The sequence below is a fragment of the Paraburkholderia sabiae genome, assembly GCF_030412785.1.
GTDB classification, from domain to species: Bacteria; Pseudomonadota; Gammaproteobacteria; order Burkholderiales; family Burkholderiaceae; genus Paraburkholderia; species Paraburkholderia sabiae.
On the sequence record NZ_CP125295.1, the window covers coordinates 2,942,274 to 2,957,523 of the forward strand.

The following is a 15,250-nucleotide window of genomic DNA, read 5'->3' on the forward strand; positions in this document are numbered from 1 at the left end:
CGATTTATCGTGGTGCAGCGTCAGTGCTGCAAACCCCAGCGGCGCACCGTCACGCGCTCCAGCGTGTCGAACACCAGATGCTCGACGAGCAGGCCGATCGCAATGACGGCCGCCAGTCCCGCGAATACGCGGTCCGTGTAAAGCTCGTTGCGATTCTGGAAGATGTACCAGCCGAGTCCGCCATTGCCGCTGCTCGCGCCGAACACGAGTTCGGCGGCGATCAGCGTGCGCCACGCGAAGGCCCAACCGACGCGCAGTCCCGCGAGAATCGACGGCAGCGCGGCGGGCACGAGAATCAGCACGACATGACGCAAACCGGTGAGTCCATAGTTGCGCCCCGCCATCCGCAAGGTCGCGGGCACGGCGCGAAAACCCGCATACGTGTTGAGCGCGAGCGGCCATAGCACGGCATGCACGAGCACGAACAGCAGACTGCCCGTGCCAAGACCGAACCACAGCAACGCGAGCGGCAGCAATGCAATCGACGGCAAGGGATTGAACATCGCCGTCAGCATCGACAGCAGATCGCGACCGATTCGCGTCGACACTGCCAGCGACGTCAACAGAAATGCGAGCGCGACGCCTAGCAGATAACCACGCAACAGCACGGACATCGACACGGCCGTCTTTTGCAGCAGTTCGCCCGATGCGATGCCCTGCACGAAAGCCGTGAACGTCGCGCCGAATGTCGGCAGCAGCAGATCGTTGTCGATCGCGCGCGCGGCGATTTCCCACGCGGCGATCAGCACGATAGCGATGATCGTCTTGCTGAGCCACGACTGGTTCGCGAGACGTCGCGCGAGTGGCAACGGCGCTTCGACGGCGAGATCGCCCACAGGTTCGAGCGGCCGTTCGTATTCGGCGCGCACGGGCGGCAGCAGTGTGGAAGGCGTGCTCATCGGCTGGACTCCATTTCTTCGAACAGCAGGCGATGAATCTGCGCGACGCGATGCTGAAAATCGCTGCGGCCAAAGCTGTCCTGTGTGTATTGGTGACTGTTGAGTTCGGCGCGCACGCGTCCCGGATGCGGCGACAGCAGCAGAATGCGATTGCCGACGATCAACGCTTCTTCAATCGAATGCGTGACGAACAGCAGCGTGAACCTCACTTCTTCCCACAAGCGCAGCAACTCTTCCTGCATCTTGCGGCGCGTGAGTGCATCGAGCGCGGCGAACGGTTCGTCCATCAGCAGCACGCGCGGCTGCATCGCTAGCGCACGCGCAATCGCAACGCGCTGCTTCATGCCGCCCGACAGCGTGTGCGGATACGCATCGGCGAATTGCGCGAGTCCGACCTTGTCGAGATAATGCTGCGCGCGTTCTTTCGCTTCGGCTCGGCTCAGCTTCTTCGCAGCGCGCAACGGAAACGCGATGTTCTCCAGCACCGTCTTCCATGGCGGCAACTGATCGAACTCCTGGAACACAACGATGCGATCCGCGCCCGGCTCGCGCACCGTTTCGCCGTCGAGCGTGATCGTGCCCGAGACGGGCTTGATGAATCCGCCAACGGCCTTCAGCAACGTCGACTTGCCGCAGCCCGAGGGTCCGAGCAGCACGAAACGGTCGCCGCCGTACACATCGAAGCTGACGTCATGCGTCGCGCGCACGACGCGTTCACGCGTGCGGTATTCGAGGCTCACGCGATCGACGGCGAGCAGCCGGCTCGAGTGGGCTGCATCCGTCACGGCATGGTCGGGGAACAGCACGGAAGGATTCGCGACCATCAGCCCGCTCCTGTGTTTTGAATTGCGTGCGAAATGACTTTCACGATGAGACACCGGATAAGCAAAACGACAACATAAGATGTGCGTCTGCAAAGACCAACCAATGAATGTGCATATTCAATGCTGTGTGATGCATAAGCGCCGTAAATCACGCTATGGCCTCGCTTGCGTCTCGTCTAGCGTCTGCATTTGCAATGCACGTTGCTTGCGCGTGAAAGCAAAAAACCCGCTGAAATAGCGGGTTTTCTTGTGCGACGGTACGCGTGGATCAACTGCCCGATGCAGTCGCCGGGTCGTCGAAGAAGTAGTCCTTCCACGACTTTGGCTCATTGCGGATGGCGCCGACGCGATACATGAACTGCGCCAGCGCGAACGTGTTTTGCGGCGCGACCTTGAATTGCACCTGCGGATTGCGGATCACCGAGAGCAAGAGGTTGCGGTCCGTCTTCGCCTGATTCACGCGAATATAAATGTCGGCGGCGGCCTCGGGATTTGCGGTGACGAATTGCGCCGCATCGGCAAGCCCATTCACGAACGCGCGATACGTCTTCGGATTCTCGTTGCGAAACTTCTCGGTTGCGTAGAGCACGGTTGCCGAACTCGGCCCGCCGAGCACGTCGTATGAATTCAGCACGATATGCGCCTTCGGATTCGCGGCCAGTTCCTGCTCCTGAAACGGCGGATTACCGAAATGCCCCGTGATTTCCGTGCCGCCTGCAATGATGGCTGCGGCTGCGTCGGGATGCGGCACGGCCTGCGTGATCTTGTCGAGACGGTTGTATTCCTTGTCGCCCCAGCGTTTCGCCGACGCGAACTGCAAGACGCGCGACTGCACCGACACCGACACAGCCGGCAACGCAATGCGGTCTTTATCGGTGAAGTCGGCGATCGTCTTCACACTCGGATTGTTCGACACGAGGTAATACGGCAGATTGCCGAGCGACGCGACGCCCTTCACATTCTGCTTGCCGTGCGTGCGGTCCCAGATCGTGAGCAACGGACCGACACCCGCGCCCGCGATATCGACGGAGCCCGACAGCAGCGCGTCGTTCACCGCAGACCCGCCCGACAGCTTGACCCAGTCCACCTTGATATCGAGCCCTTCCTTGCGTCCTTCTTTCTCGATGAACTGCTGATCGCGTGCGACGTTCAGCAGCAGATACACGATGCCGAACTGTTCGGCGACGCGAATATGCCCTTCAGCCTGTGCATCGAGCGACGCGCCGAGTCCTGTCGCGCCGAGCGACAACGCGAGCAGCGACGAAACAAAACGGCGAGCGAACGACGGCCGCGCCGCAGCCGGGCGAATGGAAAACAGCATGGGAACCCCGTGAGTTCTAAAACGGAAATAAAGAGTGCGTGCGGCTCAGAACGGCGCGTCGCCTTCGATCGTGGTGCGATACAGCTTGCGGCGCAGATGATCGGGCGTACCGGCTGCGAGGTGCATCAGCGAGCGGTTGTCCCAGAACACGAGATCGTGCCCGGCCCACCGATGACGATAGATATGTTCGTCGCGCACGCTGTGCGCAAAGAGTGCTTCGAGCAGATCGCGGCTTTCGTCCTCGGGCAGACCGACAATATGCGTCGTGAAGTGCTCGCTGACGAAGAGCGCCTTGCGTCCCGTTTCCGGATGCGTGCGCACGATGGGATGCACGACCGCCTTCACTTCTGCAATCTGTTCAGCCGAGAGGTTCGGCCGCCACGGACTGCGTTTTTGCAGTTCCGCATATTTCGCAAGGTATGTGTGCTCTGCCGTGCGTCCTTCGACGGCTTTGCGCAGATGCTCGGGCAATGTGTCCCACGCGAGATGCATGTTCGCGAACAATGTGTCTCCGCCTTCCGAAGGCAACTCCTGCGCATGCAGCAGCGAGCCTAGACTCGGCTTTTCCTTGTATGAAAGATCCGAATGCCAGAAGTGGCCTGCGTCGCCGAGGCCGATCGGCTGCCCGTTCTCGCGGATGTTCGACACGATCAGCACTTCGGGATGGCCGGGTAACTGGAACTGATGCAGCACGTGAATCTGCAGCGGCCCGAAGCGCCGGCTGAACGCTATATGCTGGTCAGGCGTGATTCGCTGATCGCGGAACACGAGCACGTGATGATCGAGATGCGCACGATGAATACGCGCGAAGTCGTCGGCGGAAAGCGGCGCGTTCAGATCGAGGCCGAGCACTTCGGCGCCGACGGGTGCGTCGAACGGAACGATGTCGAGTGTCTGCTGTTGGGACGAAACGGTGGTTGTCACGCTGAATGTTCTTTGTAGGTTGCAACGATAGAAACAATCTACGGCTGGCGTACAGGAGCGTCAACGAAGCAAATCCCATACTCATATCTGCTTTAACGATAAACGCCCCGCTAGCCTGGACAACATGAATCACGCGCGCATGTTATTTGCTAATGCCATCTGTGCGCCGCGCCTGCGCGGCGGCATCGCTCGCTAACGTACAGACGCGCACAGACGTTCGCTGACGCGCGTGACAAGTTCGGGCTAACATCGGGTTGCGGCGTTTGCCACTTCACGGGTCTCGCAGTCTCGCGCCAGTGCCATGACAAAGGACTTCATCCACTCGATTGCCGTGCTGGGCGCCGTGGGAGCAGGACTCTGTTGCAGCCCTGCGTTTGCGCTCGAACTCGACGGACAGCTCGTCTGCAAGACCGACGCGCACGCCTTCATTCAGCCGCTGCTCGACGATCAGTACATCGATCCCAATCCGATGCGCGTCGAGGCCAATTCGGTGAACGCATTCCGACCCAAGCGCGGCCGCGATCTCACTGCATTCGGATTTCATGTCTATGCAGTACTCGGTTATCAGCGCGACGACGCGATCTTCCGGCAAGGCAGCGGCAAGGCCGAGTCCGATTCGATTTACGGCGTAGTCGTCTCGGGTCCTTCGGAGTCGGTGCGCGTTCGTGTGCAACAGGCGGGCAGCGAAGCGACCGTCAAACAGGTTCTTCCTTTCGTACTGACAGCTATCGTGTGCAGCGCAAGTTAGGCCTGTTTTGCAGGGCTTTTATGCAAACAGTCCGTGAGTGTTGTTATTCGCCCAATTGGTGCACGCTGCCATCAAACAGAAATCCCCCTCCAGGTAATCTCTTCCGCGCAGTTCATGCGTAGCGGGTTCGTCGCGCGCCGCACCATGGCGAACTTTCCGGCGATTGTTTCGATTTGATGACGTATTCATGCCGCAGCCCGCAAGAGTCTGCTGCAGCAACACCGCGTTCAATCGGACCCCGCGTTTTCCTATACTCGCCAGGCTGTTTTTTCACTCACTGTCTGGACTAGCTGGAGCTTAACCATGAAAAGAATTCCCGCCGCCATTGCGGTGCTCGGCGCGCTTGCCGCATCGACCGCACATGCGCAAAGCTCGGTCACGTTGTACGGCATCATCGACGCAGGCCTCATGTACACCAACAACGTGCAGAAGAGCGGCACGAGCGGCGCGCTGTGGCAAGCGACGAGCGGCACCATCAACGGCAGCCGCTTCGGCCTGCGCGGCGCCGAAGATCTGGGCGGTGGCTACAAGGCGATCTTCGTGCTCGAAAACGGCTTCAACGTGCAGAACGGCAACCTCGGCCAGCACAGCCGTCTGTTCGGCCGCCAGGCATATGTGGGTCTCGCCAGCGCCAACTACGGTCAGATCACGCTGGGCCGCCAGTACGACTCGCTCGTCGACTTCGTCGCGCCGCTGTCGGGCACGGCAGGCACGTTCGGCGACACGGGCTTCGCTCACCCGTTCGACAACGACAACCTCAACCACTCGGTACGGATGAGCAACGCCGTCAAGTACACGAGCACCAACTACGCCGGCTTCAAGTTCGGCGCGTTGTACGCGTTCTCGAACAGCACCGACTTCGCGATCAACCGTGCGTACAGCGCGGGCGCGAGCTACCAGTGGGGTCCGTTGAACGTCGCGGCCGGCTATTTGCAGATCAATGGCTCGAACAGCACGACGAACACGGGCGGTGCCGTGGATACGGCTGAATCGTCGGCGAACGGCATCGGCGGCTTCCAGGTCGGCGCGGGCGTCGAGCGCGTGTTCGGCGCGGGCATCAACTACGCGTTCGGTCCGGCAGTGGTCGGCTTCGTCTATACGAACAGCCACTATCAGCAATCGGCTGCATTCGGCATGACGAACGGCTCGATGCACTTCGACAACTACGAACTGAACGCCAAGTACGCGTTCACGCCGGCGATCTCGTTCGGCATCACGGACACGTACACGAACGGCCACACGAGCGGCTCGCGCACGTTCGGCTCGGATCCGAAGTTCAATCAGGTCAATGCGCAGGCTGTCTACGCGTTCTCGAAGCGCACGGACGTCTACGCCGAAGCGATGTATCAGCACGCGATCGGCCAAGGCTACGTCGCATTCATCAATACGTCGGGCGGCGCGTCGTCGACGGCCAACCAGGTCGTGGCGACGATCGGCATGCGTCACCGCTTCTAAGCGATACCGCTGCACACTTCCGGGACTTGCTGCGAGAGCCCGCCGCATTGTTTGCGGCGGGCTTTTTTCTGCGCATCTTTCCATGACGAGGAACGCTGCCTTCCTGACTCGACGGTTTTTCCCCCTTCGCGCGCTCCGTAGACTTCTCTTTGCCGGCTCATGCAATACACCGCCGGCGATCATCGGAATGTCATTGGAGAACGTCTTGAAGTCCACCGTTGCCGCCGCCGTCGCTACGCTGACCGCGGCCTTGTTCGCCGCCGCGCCCGCGCTCGTGCACGCGCAGGAATCCAGCACGCGCCTCACGCGCGCACAGGTACGCCAGGAACTCGCCGATCTCGCTTCCGTCGGCTATAGCGCCGGGGGCGGCGAAGATCCCACTTATCCATCGAAAGTGCAGGACGCGATGCAGCGCCTCGCCGCCAAACGCGCGACGCAGTCGGCCTATGGCGCGGGCACGTCGGGTTCGTCGCAGGCGGGCTCAGGGCATTCCGCTGCCGCGCATTGATGTGTGCAACGCGACGGCGAAAGTCGTCGTGTCATGTAATCTGCACACGAATGGCCGTGCGCCGCCTGAAATGGGCAACCGCACGGCCATCGCACGAAAGTCCCATGCAACTCGCGCCTATTCGTCTGCAACGGCACGTATCTTCTCCCTGACGTGTAGCGCTTAATCACGCTTCGGCACGCGGCGTTGACCTCAAAACAACGATTAGACCTCGATCTCGATCCGGCTTTGTGCATCGCACCATGATTTTGACTATAGTGGTGGGTGGACACGTCTTTCGCGTCGGCGAAAGCGCTAACTATTGACGGATAGTCCGCCCCGAAGCGGACACCAGCCCGCCGCGTCCCACAAGGCGCGCGGCGCTCAGGCGAGGAGAAATCACGATGTTCGATGCCGAAATCGCCGCAACACTGCTGAACCGGTGGACGGTCAAGCCGCCCGCCGCGCACCGCGACAGCTATCTGGATCTGCTGCGCGAGGGGAATCTGAACTTCACCCATCAAATGGGCAGCGTGACGCCGGGCGGCGTCACATCGACGAGTCTCTTCGAACTCGAGGCGCTCGAATTCGTCGACGGCTCGCGCGCGCTGCGTCTGAAAACGCCCGGCGCGACGCCCGACTGGACACAATGGGCCGCGTTCGAGCCGCCCGTTCGAAACACAGCCAGCGCGTCAGAGCCACTATCCGACGAGTCGTATTCACTCGAAGCGCCCGAACGCTGAACGGCACGGCACAGCTTCGATCGTTACGTGTCGATGCGCTCGATCAACGCCATCGCGGCGGCGGGATTGTGCGCCTTGTGTCCGCTGATCACGAAGAGATACACGTCGCGCGCCTTCTTCGGTGCGGCGCGGCCGTAGCTGTCGAGATCGTCGGGCGTGCCGCCTGACGCCCATGTCTGTGCGCGTTCGATCCATTGATCGAGCGACTTCTTTGCGTAGCCGAGCGGATGCGCCTCTTCCGTGCCCATGATGCGCGCATACACGAATGGCGCGGTCGGGTCGGCGATCTGCGGATATTTCGAGTCGCCCGCCACGACGATCGCCACGTTGTGCTTGCGCGCCAACGCGACGAATGTCTCGTTGCAGAAGCTCTCGTGGCGCACTTCGACGGCATGTCGCAAGGCACGTCCATCGGCCTCGGCGGGCAGCAGTTCGAGGAAGCTGCCGAAGTCCTCGGCATCGAACTGTTTGGTCGGCGGGAATTGCCAGTTGATCGGACCGAGCTTGTCCTTGAGTTCGAGCACGCCGCTCGCGACGAAGCGATCGATCGAATCGCGCGCCTCCGCTAGCACCCGCCGATGCGTCGCGAAACGCGGCGCCTTGAGCGCGAAAACAAAGTTGTCGGGTGTTTCGTCGTGCCACTTCGCGAACGTCGCCGGCTTTTGCGAGCCGTAGAACGTGCCGTTGATCTCGATCGTCGTGAGATGCTGGCTCGCGTATTCGAGTTCGCGTTTCTGCGTGAGTCCTTTCGGATAGAACACGCCGCGCCACGGCTCGAACGTCCAGCCGCCGATACCGACACGAATCCTCGTTGCTTTTGCCGTCGTTTTTCGAGTGGTCATGATTCACGCCTTCGCGCGCCGCGCGGGCGCAATGATGCACAGAATAGCCGATCAAAGCCGCTATTTCCGCAACGTCACATCATTGCTGCCACGCGTCGACCCGCGAACGCTCAGAACACCGAGCGCACGACCCCGCCATCCGCGCGCAACGCCGCGCCGTTAGTCGCCGACGACAGTTCGGAGCACACGTACACGACCATGTTCGCGATTTCCTCCGGCGTCGTGAAGCGCTTGAGGATCGAACTGGGCCGCGCCTCTTCGAAGAACTGCTTCTCGAAGCTCTCGAAGCTCGCGCCGCCCGACAGCTTCTCGACGAATTCCTCGACGCCGTCCGAACTCGTCGGCCCCGGCAACACCGAGTTGACGGTCACGGCCGTGCCCGTGCAGGTTTCGGCGAGACCGCGCGACAACGCGAGTTGCGCGGTCTTGGTCAAGCCGTAGTGAATCATCTCGGTCGGAATCTGGATGCCGCTTTCGCTGCTGATGAATACGACACGCCCCCAGTTCTTCTGCTTCATTCCGGGCAGATATGCGCGCGACAGTTGCACGCCCGACATCACGTTCACATTGAAGAAACGCAGCCACTCTTCGTTGGAGATCTCTTCGAACGGCTTGGGATCGAAGATGCCCATGTTGTTGACGAGCATGTCGACGTGCGGGAACTGTTCGACGAGCCGTGCTACCTGCGCGGGATCCGATACGTCGCCCGCGAATCCTTGCACGGTCGCATTGGGTACCTGGTCACGCAGCGTCGTGATGGCCTGATCGACCGATTGCTGCGAACGTCCGTTGACGATCACGTGTACGCCTTCGCGCGCGAGTCCAACGGCGATTGCATGGCCGATGCCCTTGGTCGAGCCGGTTACGAGTGCGAGCTTGTCCTTGATCTTGAGATCCATCTGGGTTCCTTTGAAATCAGAGGTTGCCGACGAGACGTGCGCACCCGCGCAATCGTCCGCATTGCGAGGCTGCATTCGCGAGTGTAGAACCGGGCGAGAAATGTTGCAGTCGTTGGGTCGCAAAGTCGATGCCTGTTGTCAATTGCACTGGGACGCCGCATGCACACTTGCCAGCAGGATTTTTCAAACGGTACTAGCATCCGACAAACATTCGCCGCGTGCACAACAACATGCCGATGCAAAACGCTTAGCGTGCCGCGTCATGTTCATAACGAGTTATCCACCCCAACGAGGATACGAAGAGACGCTCATGAAAGCCCGCACCCCGCTCGCCGCGCTATACGCCGCATCGCTCGCGCTCGCCTGCCCTCCCGCATTCGCGCAAAACAGCGTCACGCTCTATGGCCGCATCGATGGCGGCGTGCAGTACCTGAATCACATCGCGACGCCCTCGGGCGGCAGCACCTCCAGCTGGACCGCGGAAGGCGGCGACTGGGGCACCAGCATGCTGGGCTTCAAAGGATCGGAAGATCTCGGCGGCGGATTGTCGTCGGTGTTCGATCTGGAAACGGCGTTGCAGATCATGAACGGCACGACGGGCGGCGGCCGGCTGTTCTCGCGCCGCGCCTATGTCGGACTCGCCGACAAGCGCTTCGGCCAGATTCAGGCGGGCCGCAATCTGTTCATCGACAGCGACGGCGTGTGGGAATTCGATCCCTTCGTGCAGCAGGCGTTTTCATCGGCCTCGCTCGTGCGCGGCCGCAACTGGCAGCAGACGAGCAACAACGTCGAGTATCACAGCCCCGTGTTTTATGGCTTCGACGTGCAGGGACAATATGCATTCGGCAATCAGGCGGACGGCTTCAATCGCGGCGCCCCAGGCGAATTCGGACGCTCGGACGGCATCATGCTCACGTATCACTCGGACCTCTTCGACGTGCGCGGCATCTACGACGAACTGCGCGATGTGAACGGTCGCATGGACAACATCTTCACGAGTTCGCGCGAGTACTTCGTCGGTGCGAACGTGCGCGTGTCGAGTGTGAAGATTCAGGGCGCTTATACGCACCTCTCCGCGCCCGATACACCCGCAGGTCAGTCCGACAGCGCCGACTATTACTGGCTAGGCGCGACGTGGGACGCAACGCATCAGCTTGCGATCACTGCAGCAGCCTTCTATGTGCACCTGAACGAAGGCGCAGGCGATGCCTCGCACGATCCCGGCGGCCACGCGACGATGTTCGTGCTCGGCTCCACCTATCACCTGAGCCAGCGCACGTTTCTGTACTGCACCGTCGCGTATCTGCGCAACAGCAGCCAGTCGAATTTCTCGCTGCTCGCGAATGCGCGCGATGCGACGGGCAACGCGAACACGAATCCGCTGCCGGGCGAATCGCAGACGGGTGCGTACGTCGGCGTGATGCACGTGTTCTGATATCCATCTGAACAATGGCGGCGCACATTCCACTTTGGCATCGACTCGATGCCATTGCCGGAATGCGAGGTAATGTCACGCCATTCGAGTAGTACTTCAATATGCGGCGCTACACCACGCGCGTCGCGGCACGCACTTCCTTAACATTGAAATTGCACACTGATTCAACCTGAGACGGAAGCCAGAGATCAACACGCGCAGATCATCTCGCGCGCACATCGCATCTCTCCAGGTCGATTTCGATCGCAGCACGCGCGCTCTTGCCGCTGACAGGCCTGCTTCCGGGCCTCGTTCAGAGTTCAACCGGCAACGAGCAGACAAAGGCTGTCACGGCGATTTCAACCTTGAAGGAGGTGCCATGAAAAACCGCATCCACGAAGAGCGTCTCGAACTGCTTGGCTTGATCGCACGCGAAACGCTCGGCATCGACGATCTGGATGAGCACCCGGGCGTGCTCGCTGCGCTGGAAGCGGCCTACGACGCCGGGCTGTGGGTCGGCCACAGCGTCGGCCGGGGTGAAGAAGCCTATCTCGCGGAGAATTAAACGGCGCGCGCCGTGCTTCGAATCATCGATGAAGCAGCGGTCGCGCGCTTTTACATCTACGTTATGCGGCCTTTGCGCTGTGCGCGGCCTGTTCGGTTTTTGCTGCCGGTGCATCGTCCTTCTGTTGCGCAATCTGCTCGCGCAATTTGATCAGTGCGAGCACGGTGTCGATAGTCGGCGTTTCATGTCCGACGAGACGCCCCATCTCCTGCACGACCGTCAGCAGCGGATCGATTTCCATCGGACGTCCCGCTTCGAGATCCTGCAGCATCGAGGTCTTGTGCGCGCCCACTGCGCCCGCGCCATCGATACGCCGCTCGACATCCACGCGGAAATGCACACCGAAACGATCGGCAACCGACTTCGCTTCGAGCATCATCGTCTTCGCGACGGCACGCGTGCCGACGTGACTCGTGATGACGTCGAGCGTCGCATGCGTCAATGCGCTGATCGGGTTGAAGCAGAGATTGCCCCACAATTTCAGCCAGATTTCATCGCGGATGTTGTCGCGAATGGGCGCTTCGAGTCCGGCCGCCACCATGATCTCCGACAGCGCTTCGACCCGCGGAGTGCGCGTGCCATCCGGTTCGCCGATGGGAAACTTCTTGCCGTACACATGCTTGATGACGCCCGGCTCGACGATTTCGGCTGCGGGATACACGACACAGCCGATCGCGCGCTCCGGTCCGAGCTTCTTCCATTGCGTGCCGCCGGGATCGATGCTTTCGAGCGTCGAATTCGCGAACTCGCCGCCATGCTTGTAGAAGTACCAGTACGGAATGCCGTTGACGGCCGTAACGATCGCCGTCTCCGGTCCGAGCAACGGCTGCATCGCATCGACGACGCCCGGCACCGAGTGCGCCTTCAACGCGATGATCACGTAGTCCTGCGGTCCCAGCTCGCGCGGGTCCGACGAACAGCGTACGTTGACGAGACGTTCCGTATCGTCGATCAGCAGACGAACGCCGTTACGCTGCATCGCGGCCAGATGCGGCCCACGCGCGACGAAACTGACATCCGCACCCGCAAGCGCCATTTGCGCGCCGACATAAGCGCCGATCGCGCCCGCTCCATAAACACAGATCTTCATCTATCTGCTCCCATTCTCAAGAAGTGATCAGTGAGATCGAGCCGGGCGTCCCGCGACGCAGCGCGTAATCGTCATTGTCGATGCATGGTCGACTCATTGGCGATGACGCGTCCGGCTCTCATTTGCATGCTCAGTGCGTGTTCTTTTCGCGTGTGTTTGCTAACGCGTTTCCATCAGGCGGCCGGTTCGAGTTGCCGCGCTGCCGCAAGCTGGTTCGGCAATGCGCCGATGCCGTCGATCGATACCACGACCGTCGAGCCGTCCTTGATCGAACCGACGCCGATCGACGTGCCGCACGCGATCACGTCGCCGGGCATCAGCGTCATGTCGTGCGAGATCATGCTGACCTGTTCCGCCGGCGTGAAGATCATGTCGGAGAGCGGATAGTTCTGCCGCTCGACATCGTCGAGACGCGTGACGACGCTCGCATTGCGCCAGTCGAAATTCCGTTCGATCGCGGGCCCGATGCAGCTGAACGTATCGAAGCCTTTCGAGCGGCACCATTGCGCGAAATTCGGATCTTCGTTCAGCAGATCGACGGCCGTGACGTCGTTGATACAGGTATAGCCGAAGATGTAATCGTCTGCTTCTTCGGGCGAAACGTTCGTGCAGCGCTTGCCGATCACGATGCCGAGTTCGCCTTCATAGGCAATCTTGCCGCTATAGCCTTTGGGACGGCGAATGGGCGCGCCCGGACCGATGACCGACATCGGCGGCTTGATCAGAAACAGCGGATGCGACGGCGCGGCCTTGCCGAGCTTCTGCGACAGCGCATGAAAGTTGTTCCAGAGCGCGACGACCTTGCTCGGCATGCAGGGGCTCAGCAACTCGACGTCGTCGAGTTTCCATTGTCTGCCGCTTGCTTTGGCGTCGCCGAACATGTCGCCTTCGAATTCCTCGATGCTGCCGTTACCGAGCACGCCGAAACCGATATGACCTTGAGGCTGCCGAAAGCGTATCCACGATGTCATCGAACCTGTCTCCACAATGTTTTTTATCGACCGACACGGTGAATACGCCCGCGTCACGAGTTTGAATCTTCAGATGGCGCCGACTGTCCTCAGCGCTTCGATCTGTGCCGGCGAGTAGCCGAGTTCGGCCATCACTTCGTCGGTGTGTTCGCCGAGCAGCGGCGAACGTGTGACTTCGGTCGGGCTGTCCGAGAGCTTGATCGGGTTGCCCACTGTCAGATATTTGCCGCGCACCGGGTGATCGACTTCGACAATCGTGCCTGTTTTACGCAGCGATTCGTCTTCCGCGATTTCCTTCATCGAAAGGATCGGGCCGCACGGAATGTCGTACTTGTTGAGGATTTCCATCGCCTCGAACTTGGTCTTCGTCATCGTCCAGCGTTCGACTTCCGCGAAGATTTCTTTCAGACGCGGCAGACGTGCATTCGGCGTCGCGTACTCAGGGTCCGTCGCCCACTCTTCCTTGCCGATCACGTTGCAGATCTTTACCCACACAGGGGCCTGCGTAATGAAGTAGATGTACGCGTTCGGATCGTGCTCCCAACCCTTGCACTTGAGAATCCAGCCCGGCTGTCCGCCGCCCGATGCATTACCTGCACGCGGCACCGCTTCACCAAAGGTGCCGTTCGGATACTGCGGGTATTCCTTCATCACACCCGTGCGTTCCAGACGTTGCTGGTCGCGCAGCTTCACGCGGCAGAGATTCAGCACGCCGTCCTGCATTGCGGCGAGTACTTTCTGGCCGCGGCCCGTCATCGTGCGCTGATAGAGCGCCGTGACGATGCCGAGTGCGAGATGCAGACCCGTGCCGCTATCGCCAATCTGTGCGCCCGTCACGACGGGCGGGCCGTCATCGAAACCCGTCGTCGAAGCCGCGCCGCCCACGCATTGCGCGACATTTTCGTAGACCTTGCAGTCCTCATAAGGACCGGGACCGAAGCCTTTCACGGAGGCCACGATCATCTTCGGATTGAGTTCCTGGATGCGCTCCCACGTGAAGCCCATGCGATCGAGCGCGCCCGGCGCGAAGTTCTCGACCATCACGTCGCACTTCTGGATCAGCGCCTCGAGCACGAGCTTGCCCTCGGGATTCTTCGTATCGATGGTCACCGAGCGCTTGTTGTGGTTGAGCATCGTGAAGTAGAGGCTGTCCGCGTCGGGTACGTCGCGCAGCTGTTCGCGCGTGATGTCGCCAGCGCCTGCGCGCTCCACCTTGATCACGTCCGCGCCGAACCACGCGAGCAACTGCGTGCAGGTCGGCCCCGATTGCACATGTGTGAAATCGAGAATGCGCACACCGTCGAGTGCTTTGCCCATGCTACGTCTCCATCATCGTTGAATGCTGTTGGGTCTCTGCCCGCTTCGAACCCGTCTGATATGTGATATATCGTATTTACAGGCCGCTATTTGGGCAAGTTTTTTCGCGGTTTTTTTGGCGGGGATAAACCCCAGGGTCTTTTTGGCTCCTTGCGTCGCGGTTTTTCGCTTGCGTTTTGCTGGATGGTTTCGTGGCTGTTTTTCGCTGGCATCCGCGTGGCGCCTAGGCGGCGCGGGCGTTGCCCCTGTGCGGGGCGGCACCTACTTTTCTTTGCAGCGGCAAAGAAAAGTAGGCAAAAGAAAGCCGCTCAAACCGCCAATCCTTGTTTTTTCCAGCGGATTACGAGCGTCCCCACGCTTCACACGACACCTCGCGACACGATCTCCGTTGCAGTCTCGCCGATCCAGCGCCCCACCGATTTCATGCACCGACGTCAAAGCCCACAATATGGAAAGTCAAGGCCGCTATACGGCAGATTCCAAAAACCGAAGATGAAGCAAACGCAGAGATCGGTTGTAGTCCGTGCCGCGACGCAAATGGCGCGACAACCTACACACCGTTTGCCACCTGGGCGGCGGTGGACGTCTGGTAGCGCAACAGGTAACGCGGGCATGCGAAGTGGGTGATGCGTGCAGATAGCACGCTGGCAGCGGGCGCGAAAAAGAGTGTTACCGCAGGAAGGACGGGGACGTAGAGGGCCCCTGGGCGACTACAAGAGCTGGCGGTGTGAGCGGCTTTCTTTTGCCTACT

The 15,250-nt window shown here is 60.7% G+C and carries 15 protein-coding genes; 6 read left to right on the forward strand and 9 right to left on the reverse strand.

Translation table 11 applies throughout. The annotated features are described in order from the left end of the window. Nucleotides 1-20: 20 nt before the first annotated feature. The 4 genes from QEN71_RS13135 to QEN71_RS13150 all read right to left on the reverse strand — a co-directional run bounded on the left by QEN71_RS13135 (nucleotide 21) and on the right by QEN71_RS13150 (nucleotide 3,968). Nucleotides 21-899, reverse strand: coding sequence for an ABC transporter permease (locus QEN71_RS13135; RefSeq protein WP_201651458.1), 879 nt, complete (start codon nucleotides 897-899; stop codon nucleotides 21-23). Further along, nucleotides 896-1,723: an ABC transporter ATP-binding protein gene (locus tag QEN71_RS13140; RefSeq protein WP_201651459.1), complete on the reverse strand. Its 828-nt coding sequence runs from the start codon at nucleotides 1,721-1,723 to the stop codon at nucleotides 896-898. Before QEN71_RS13140 ends, QEN71_RS13135 begins: the two co-directional genes overlap by 4 nt. A 268-nt stretch (nucleotides 1,724-1,991) precedes the next feature. Beyond that, the gene (locus tag QEN71_RS13145) at nucleotides 1,992-3,044 is read right to left on the reverse strand and encodes an ABC transporter substrate-binding protein (protein WP_201651460.1); all 1,053 of its coding nucleotides are present in this window, start codon (nucleotides 3,042-3,044) and stop codon (nucleotides 1,992-1,994) included. Between the two features lie 45 nt (nucleotides 3,045-3,089). Next, nucleotides 3,090-3,968 (reverse strand): TauD/TfdA dioxygenase family protein, encoded by an 879-nt coding sequence (locus QEN71_RS13150; RefSeq protein WP_201651461.1) that lies wholly within the window; start codon nucleotides 3,966-3,968, stop codon nucleotides 3,090-3,092. A gap of 301 nt (nucleotides 3,969-4,269) precedes the next feature. Here QEN71_RS13150 and QEN71_RS13155 point away from each other — a divergent pair, with 301 nt between their 5' ends. From QEN71_RS13155 to QEN71_RS13170, 4 genes are all read left to right on the forward strand, one after another. Then, nucleotides 4,270-4,716 (forward strand): hypothetical protein, encoded by a 447-nt coding sequence (locus tag QEN71_RS13155; protein WP_201651462.1) that lies wholly within the window; start codon nucleotides 4,270-4,272, stop codon nucleotides 4,714-4,716. 303 nt (nucleotides 4,717-5,019) lie between these two features. Next, nucleotides 5,020-6,171, forward strand: a complete 1,152-nt coding sequence (locus QEN71_RS13160; protein ID WP_201651463.1) for a porin — start codon at nucleotides 5,020-5,022, stop codon at nucleotides 6,169-6,171. A 205-nt stretch (nucleotides 6,172-6,376) separates the two neighbouring features. Then, complete coding sequence (locus tag QEN71_RS13165; protein ID WP_233471852.1) at nucleotides 6,377-6,679, forward strand: DUF4148 domain-containing protein; 303 nt, start codon at nucleotides 6,377-6,379, stop codon at nucleotides 6,677-6,679. Nucleotides 6,680-7,062: 383 nt separating this feature from the next. Continuing rightward, the gene (locus tag QEN71_RS13170) at nucleotides 7,063-7,401 is read left to right on the forward strand and encodes a hypothetical protein (RefSeq protein ID WP_201651465.1); all 339 of its coding nucleotides are present in this window, start codon (nucleotides 7,063-7,065) and stop codon (nucleotides 7,399-7,401) included. 23 nt (nucleotides 7,402-7,424) lie between these two features. On the opposite strand, the gene QEN71_RS13175 is transcribed toward QEN71_RS13170, so the two are convergent. Further along, entirely contained in the window at nucleotides 7,425-8,243 is an 819-nt protein-coding gene (locus QEN71_RS13175) for a DUF72 domain-containing protein (protein WP_201651466.1), read from the reverse strand. 110 nt (nucleotides 8,244-8,353) lie between these two features. After that, the gene (locus tag QEN71_RS13180) at nucleotides 8,354-9,142 is read right to left on the reverse strand and encodes an SDR family NAD(P)-dependent oxidoreductase (protein ID WP_201651467.1); all 789 of its coding nucleotides are present in this window, start codon (nucleotides 9,140-9,142) and stop codon (nucleotides 8,354-8,356) included. Nucleotides 9,143-9,452: 310 nt separating this feature from the next. On the opposite strand from QEN71_RS13180, the gene QEN71_RS13185 reads away from it, so the two are divergent. After that, nucleotides 9,453-10,577 (forward strand): porin, encoded by a 1,125-nt coding sequence (locus tag QEN71_RS13185; RefSeq protein ID WP_201651468.1) that lies wholly within the window; start codon nucleotides 9,453-9,455, stop codon nucleotides 10,575-10,577. Between the two features lie 358 nt (nucleotides 10,578-10,935). Next, nucleotides 10,936-11,121, forward strand: a complete 186-nt coding sequence (locus QEN71_RS13190) for a hypothetical protein (protein WP_201651469.1) — start codon at nucleotides 10,936-10,938, stop codon at nucleotides 11,119-11,121. Between the two features lie 61 nt (nucleotides 11,122-11,182). On the opposite strand, the gene QEN71_RS13195 is transcribed toward QEN71_RS13190, so the two are convergent. From QEN71_RS13195 to frc, 3 genes are all read right to left on the reverse strand, one after another. After that, the gene (locus tag QEN71_RS13195) at nucleotides 11,183-12,211 is read right to left on the reverse strand and encodes a 2-dehydropantoate 2-reductase (protein ID WP_201651470.1); all 1,029 of its coding nucleotides are present in this window, start codon (nucleotides 12,209-12,211) and stop codon (nucleotides 11,183-11,185) included. Nucleotides 12,212-12,384: 173 nt separating this feature from the next. Further along, entirely contained in the window at nucleotides 12,385-13,182 is a 798-nt protein-coding gene (locus QEN71_RS13200) for a fumarylacetoacetate hydrolase family protein (protein WP_201651471.1), read from the reverse strand. A 69-nt stretch (nucleotides 13,183-13,251) separates the two neighbouring features. Further along, the gene (frc, locus tag QEN71_RS13205; protein ID WP_201651472.1) at nucleotides 13,252-14,499 is read right to left on the reverse strand and encodes a formyl-CoA transferase; all 1,248 of its coding nucleotides are present in this window, start codon (nucleotides 14,497-14,499) and stop codon (nucleotides 13,252-13,254) included. Between the last annotated feature and the right edge of the window lie 751 nt (nucleotides 14,500-15,250).

Bases quoted from the DNA above. Each gene is read 5' to 3' on its own strand.
- QEN71_RS13135 (WP_201651458.1), bottom strand. From the start codon at position 899: ATGAGCACGCCTTCCACACTGCTGCCGCCCGTGCGCGCCGAATACGAA.
- QEN71_RS13140 (WP_201651459.1), bottom strand. From the start codon at position 1,723: ATGGTCGCGAATCCTTCCGTGCTGTTCCCCGACCATGCCGTGACGGAT.
- QEN71_RS13145 (WP_201651460.1), bottom strand. From the start codon at position 3,044: ATGCTGTTTTCCATTCGCCCGGCTGCGGCGCGGCCGTCGTTCGCTCGC.
- QEN71_RS13155 (WP_201651462.1), top strand. From the start codon at position 4,270: ATGACAAAGGACTTCATCCACTCGATTGCCGTGCTGGGCGCCGTGGGA.
- QEN71_RS13160 (WP_201651463.1), top strand. From the start codon at position 5,020: ATGAAAAGAATTCCCGCCGCCATTGCGGTGCTCGGCGCGCTTGCCGCA.
- QEN71_RS13170 (WP_201651465.1), top strand. From the start codon at position 7,063: ATGTTCGATGCCGAAATCGCCGCAACACTGCTGAACCGGTGGACGGTC.
- QEN71_RS13175 (WP_201651466.1), bottom strand. From the start codon at position 8,243: ATGACCACTCGAAAAACGACGGCAAAAGCAACGAGGATTCGTGTCGGT.
- QEN71_RS13180 (WP_201651467.1), bottom strand. From the start codon at position 9,142: ATGGATCTCAAGATCAAGGACAAGCTCGCACTCGTAACCGGCTCGACC.
- QEN71_RS13185 (WP_201651468.1), top strand. From the start codon at position 9,453: ATGAAAGCCCGCACCCCGCTCGCCGCGCTATACGCCGCATCGCTCGCG.
- QEN71_RS13190 (WP_201651469.1), top strand. From the start codon at position 10,936: ATGAAAAACCGCATCCACGAAGAGCGTCTCGAACTGCTTGGCTTGATC.
- QEN71_RS13195 (WP_201651470.1), bottom strand. From the start codon at position 12,211: ATGAAGATCTGTGTTTATGGAGCGGGCGCGATCGGCGCTTATGTCGGC.
- QEN71_RS13200 (WP_201651471.1), bottom strand. From the start codon at position 13,182: ATGACATCGTGGATACGCTTTCGGCAGCCTCAAGGTCATATCGGTTTC.
- frc (WP_201651472.1), bottom strand. From the start codon at position 14,499: ATGGGCAAAGCACTCGACGGTGTGCGCATTCTCGATTTCACACATGTG.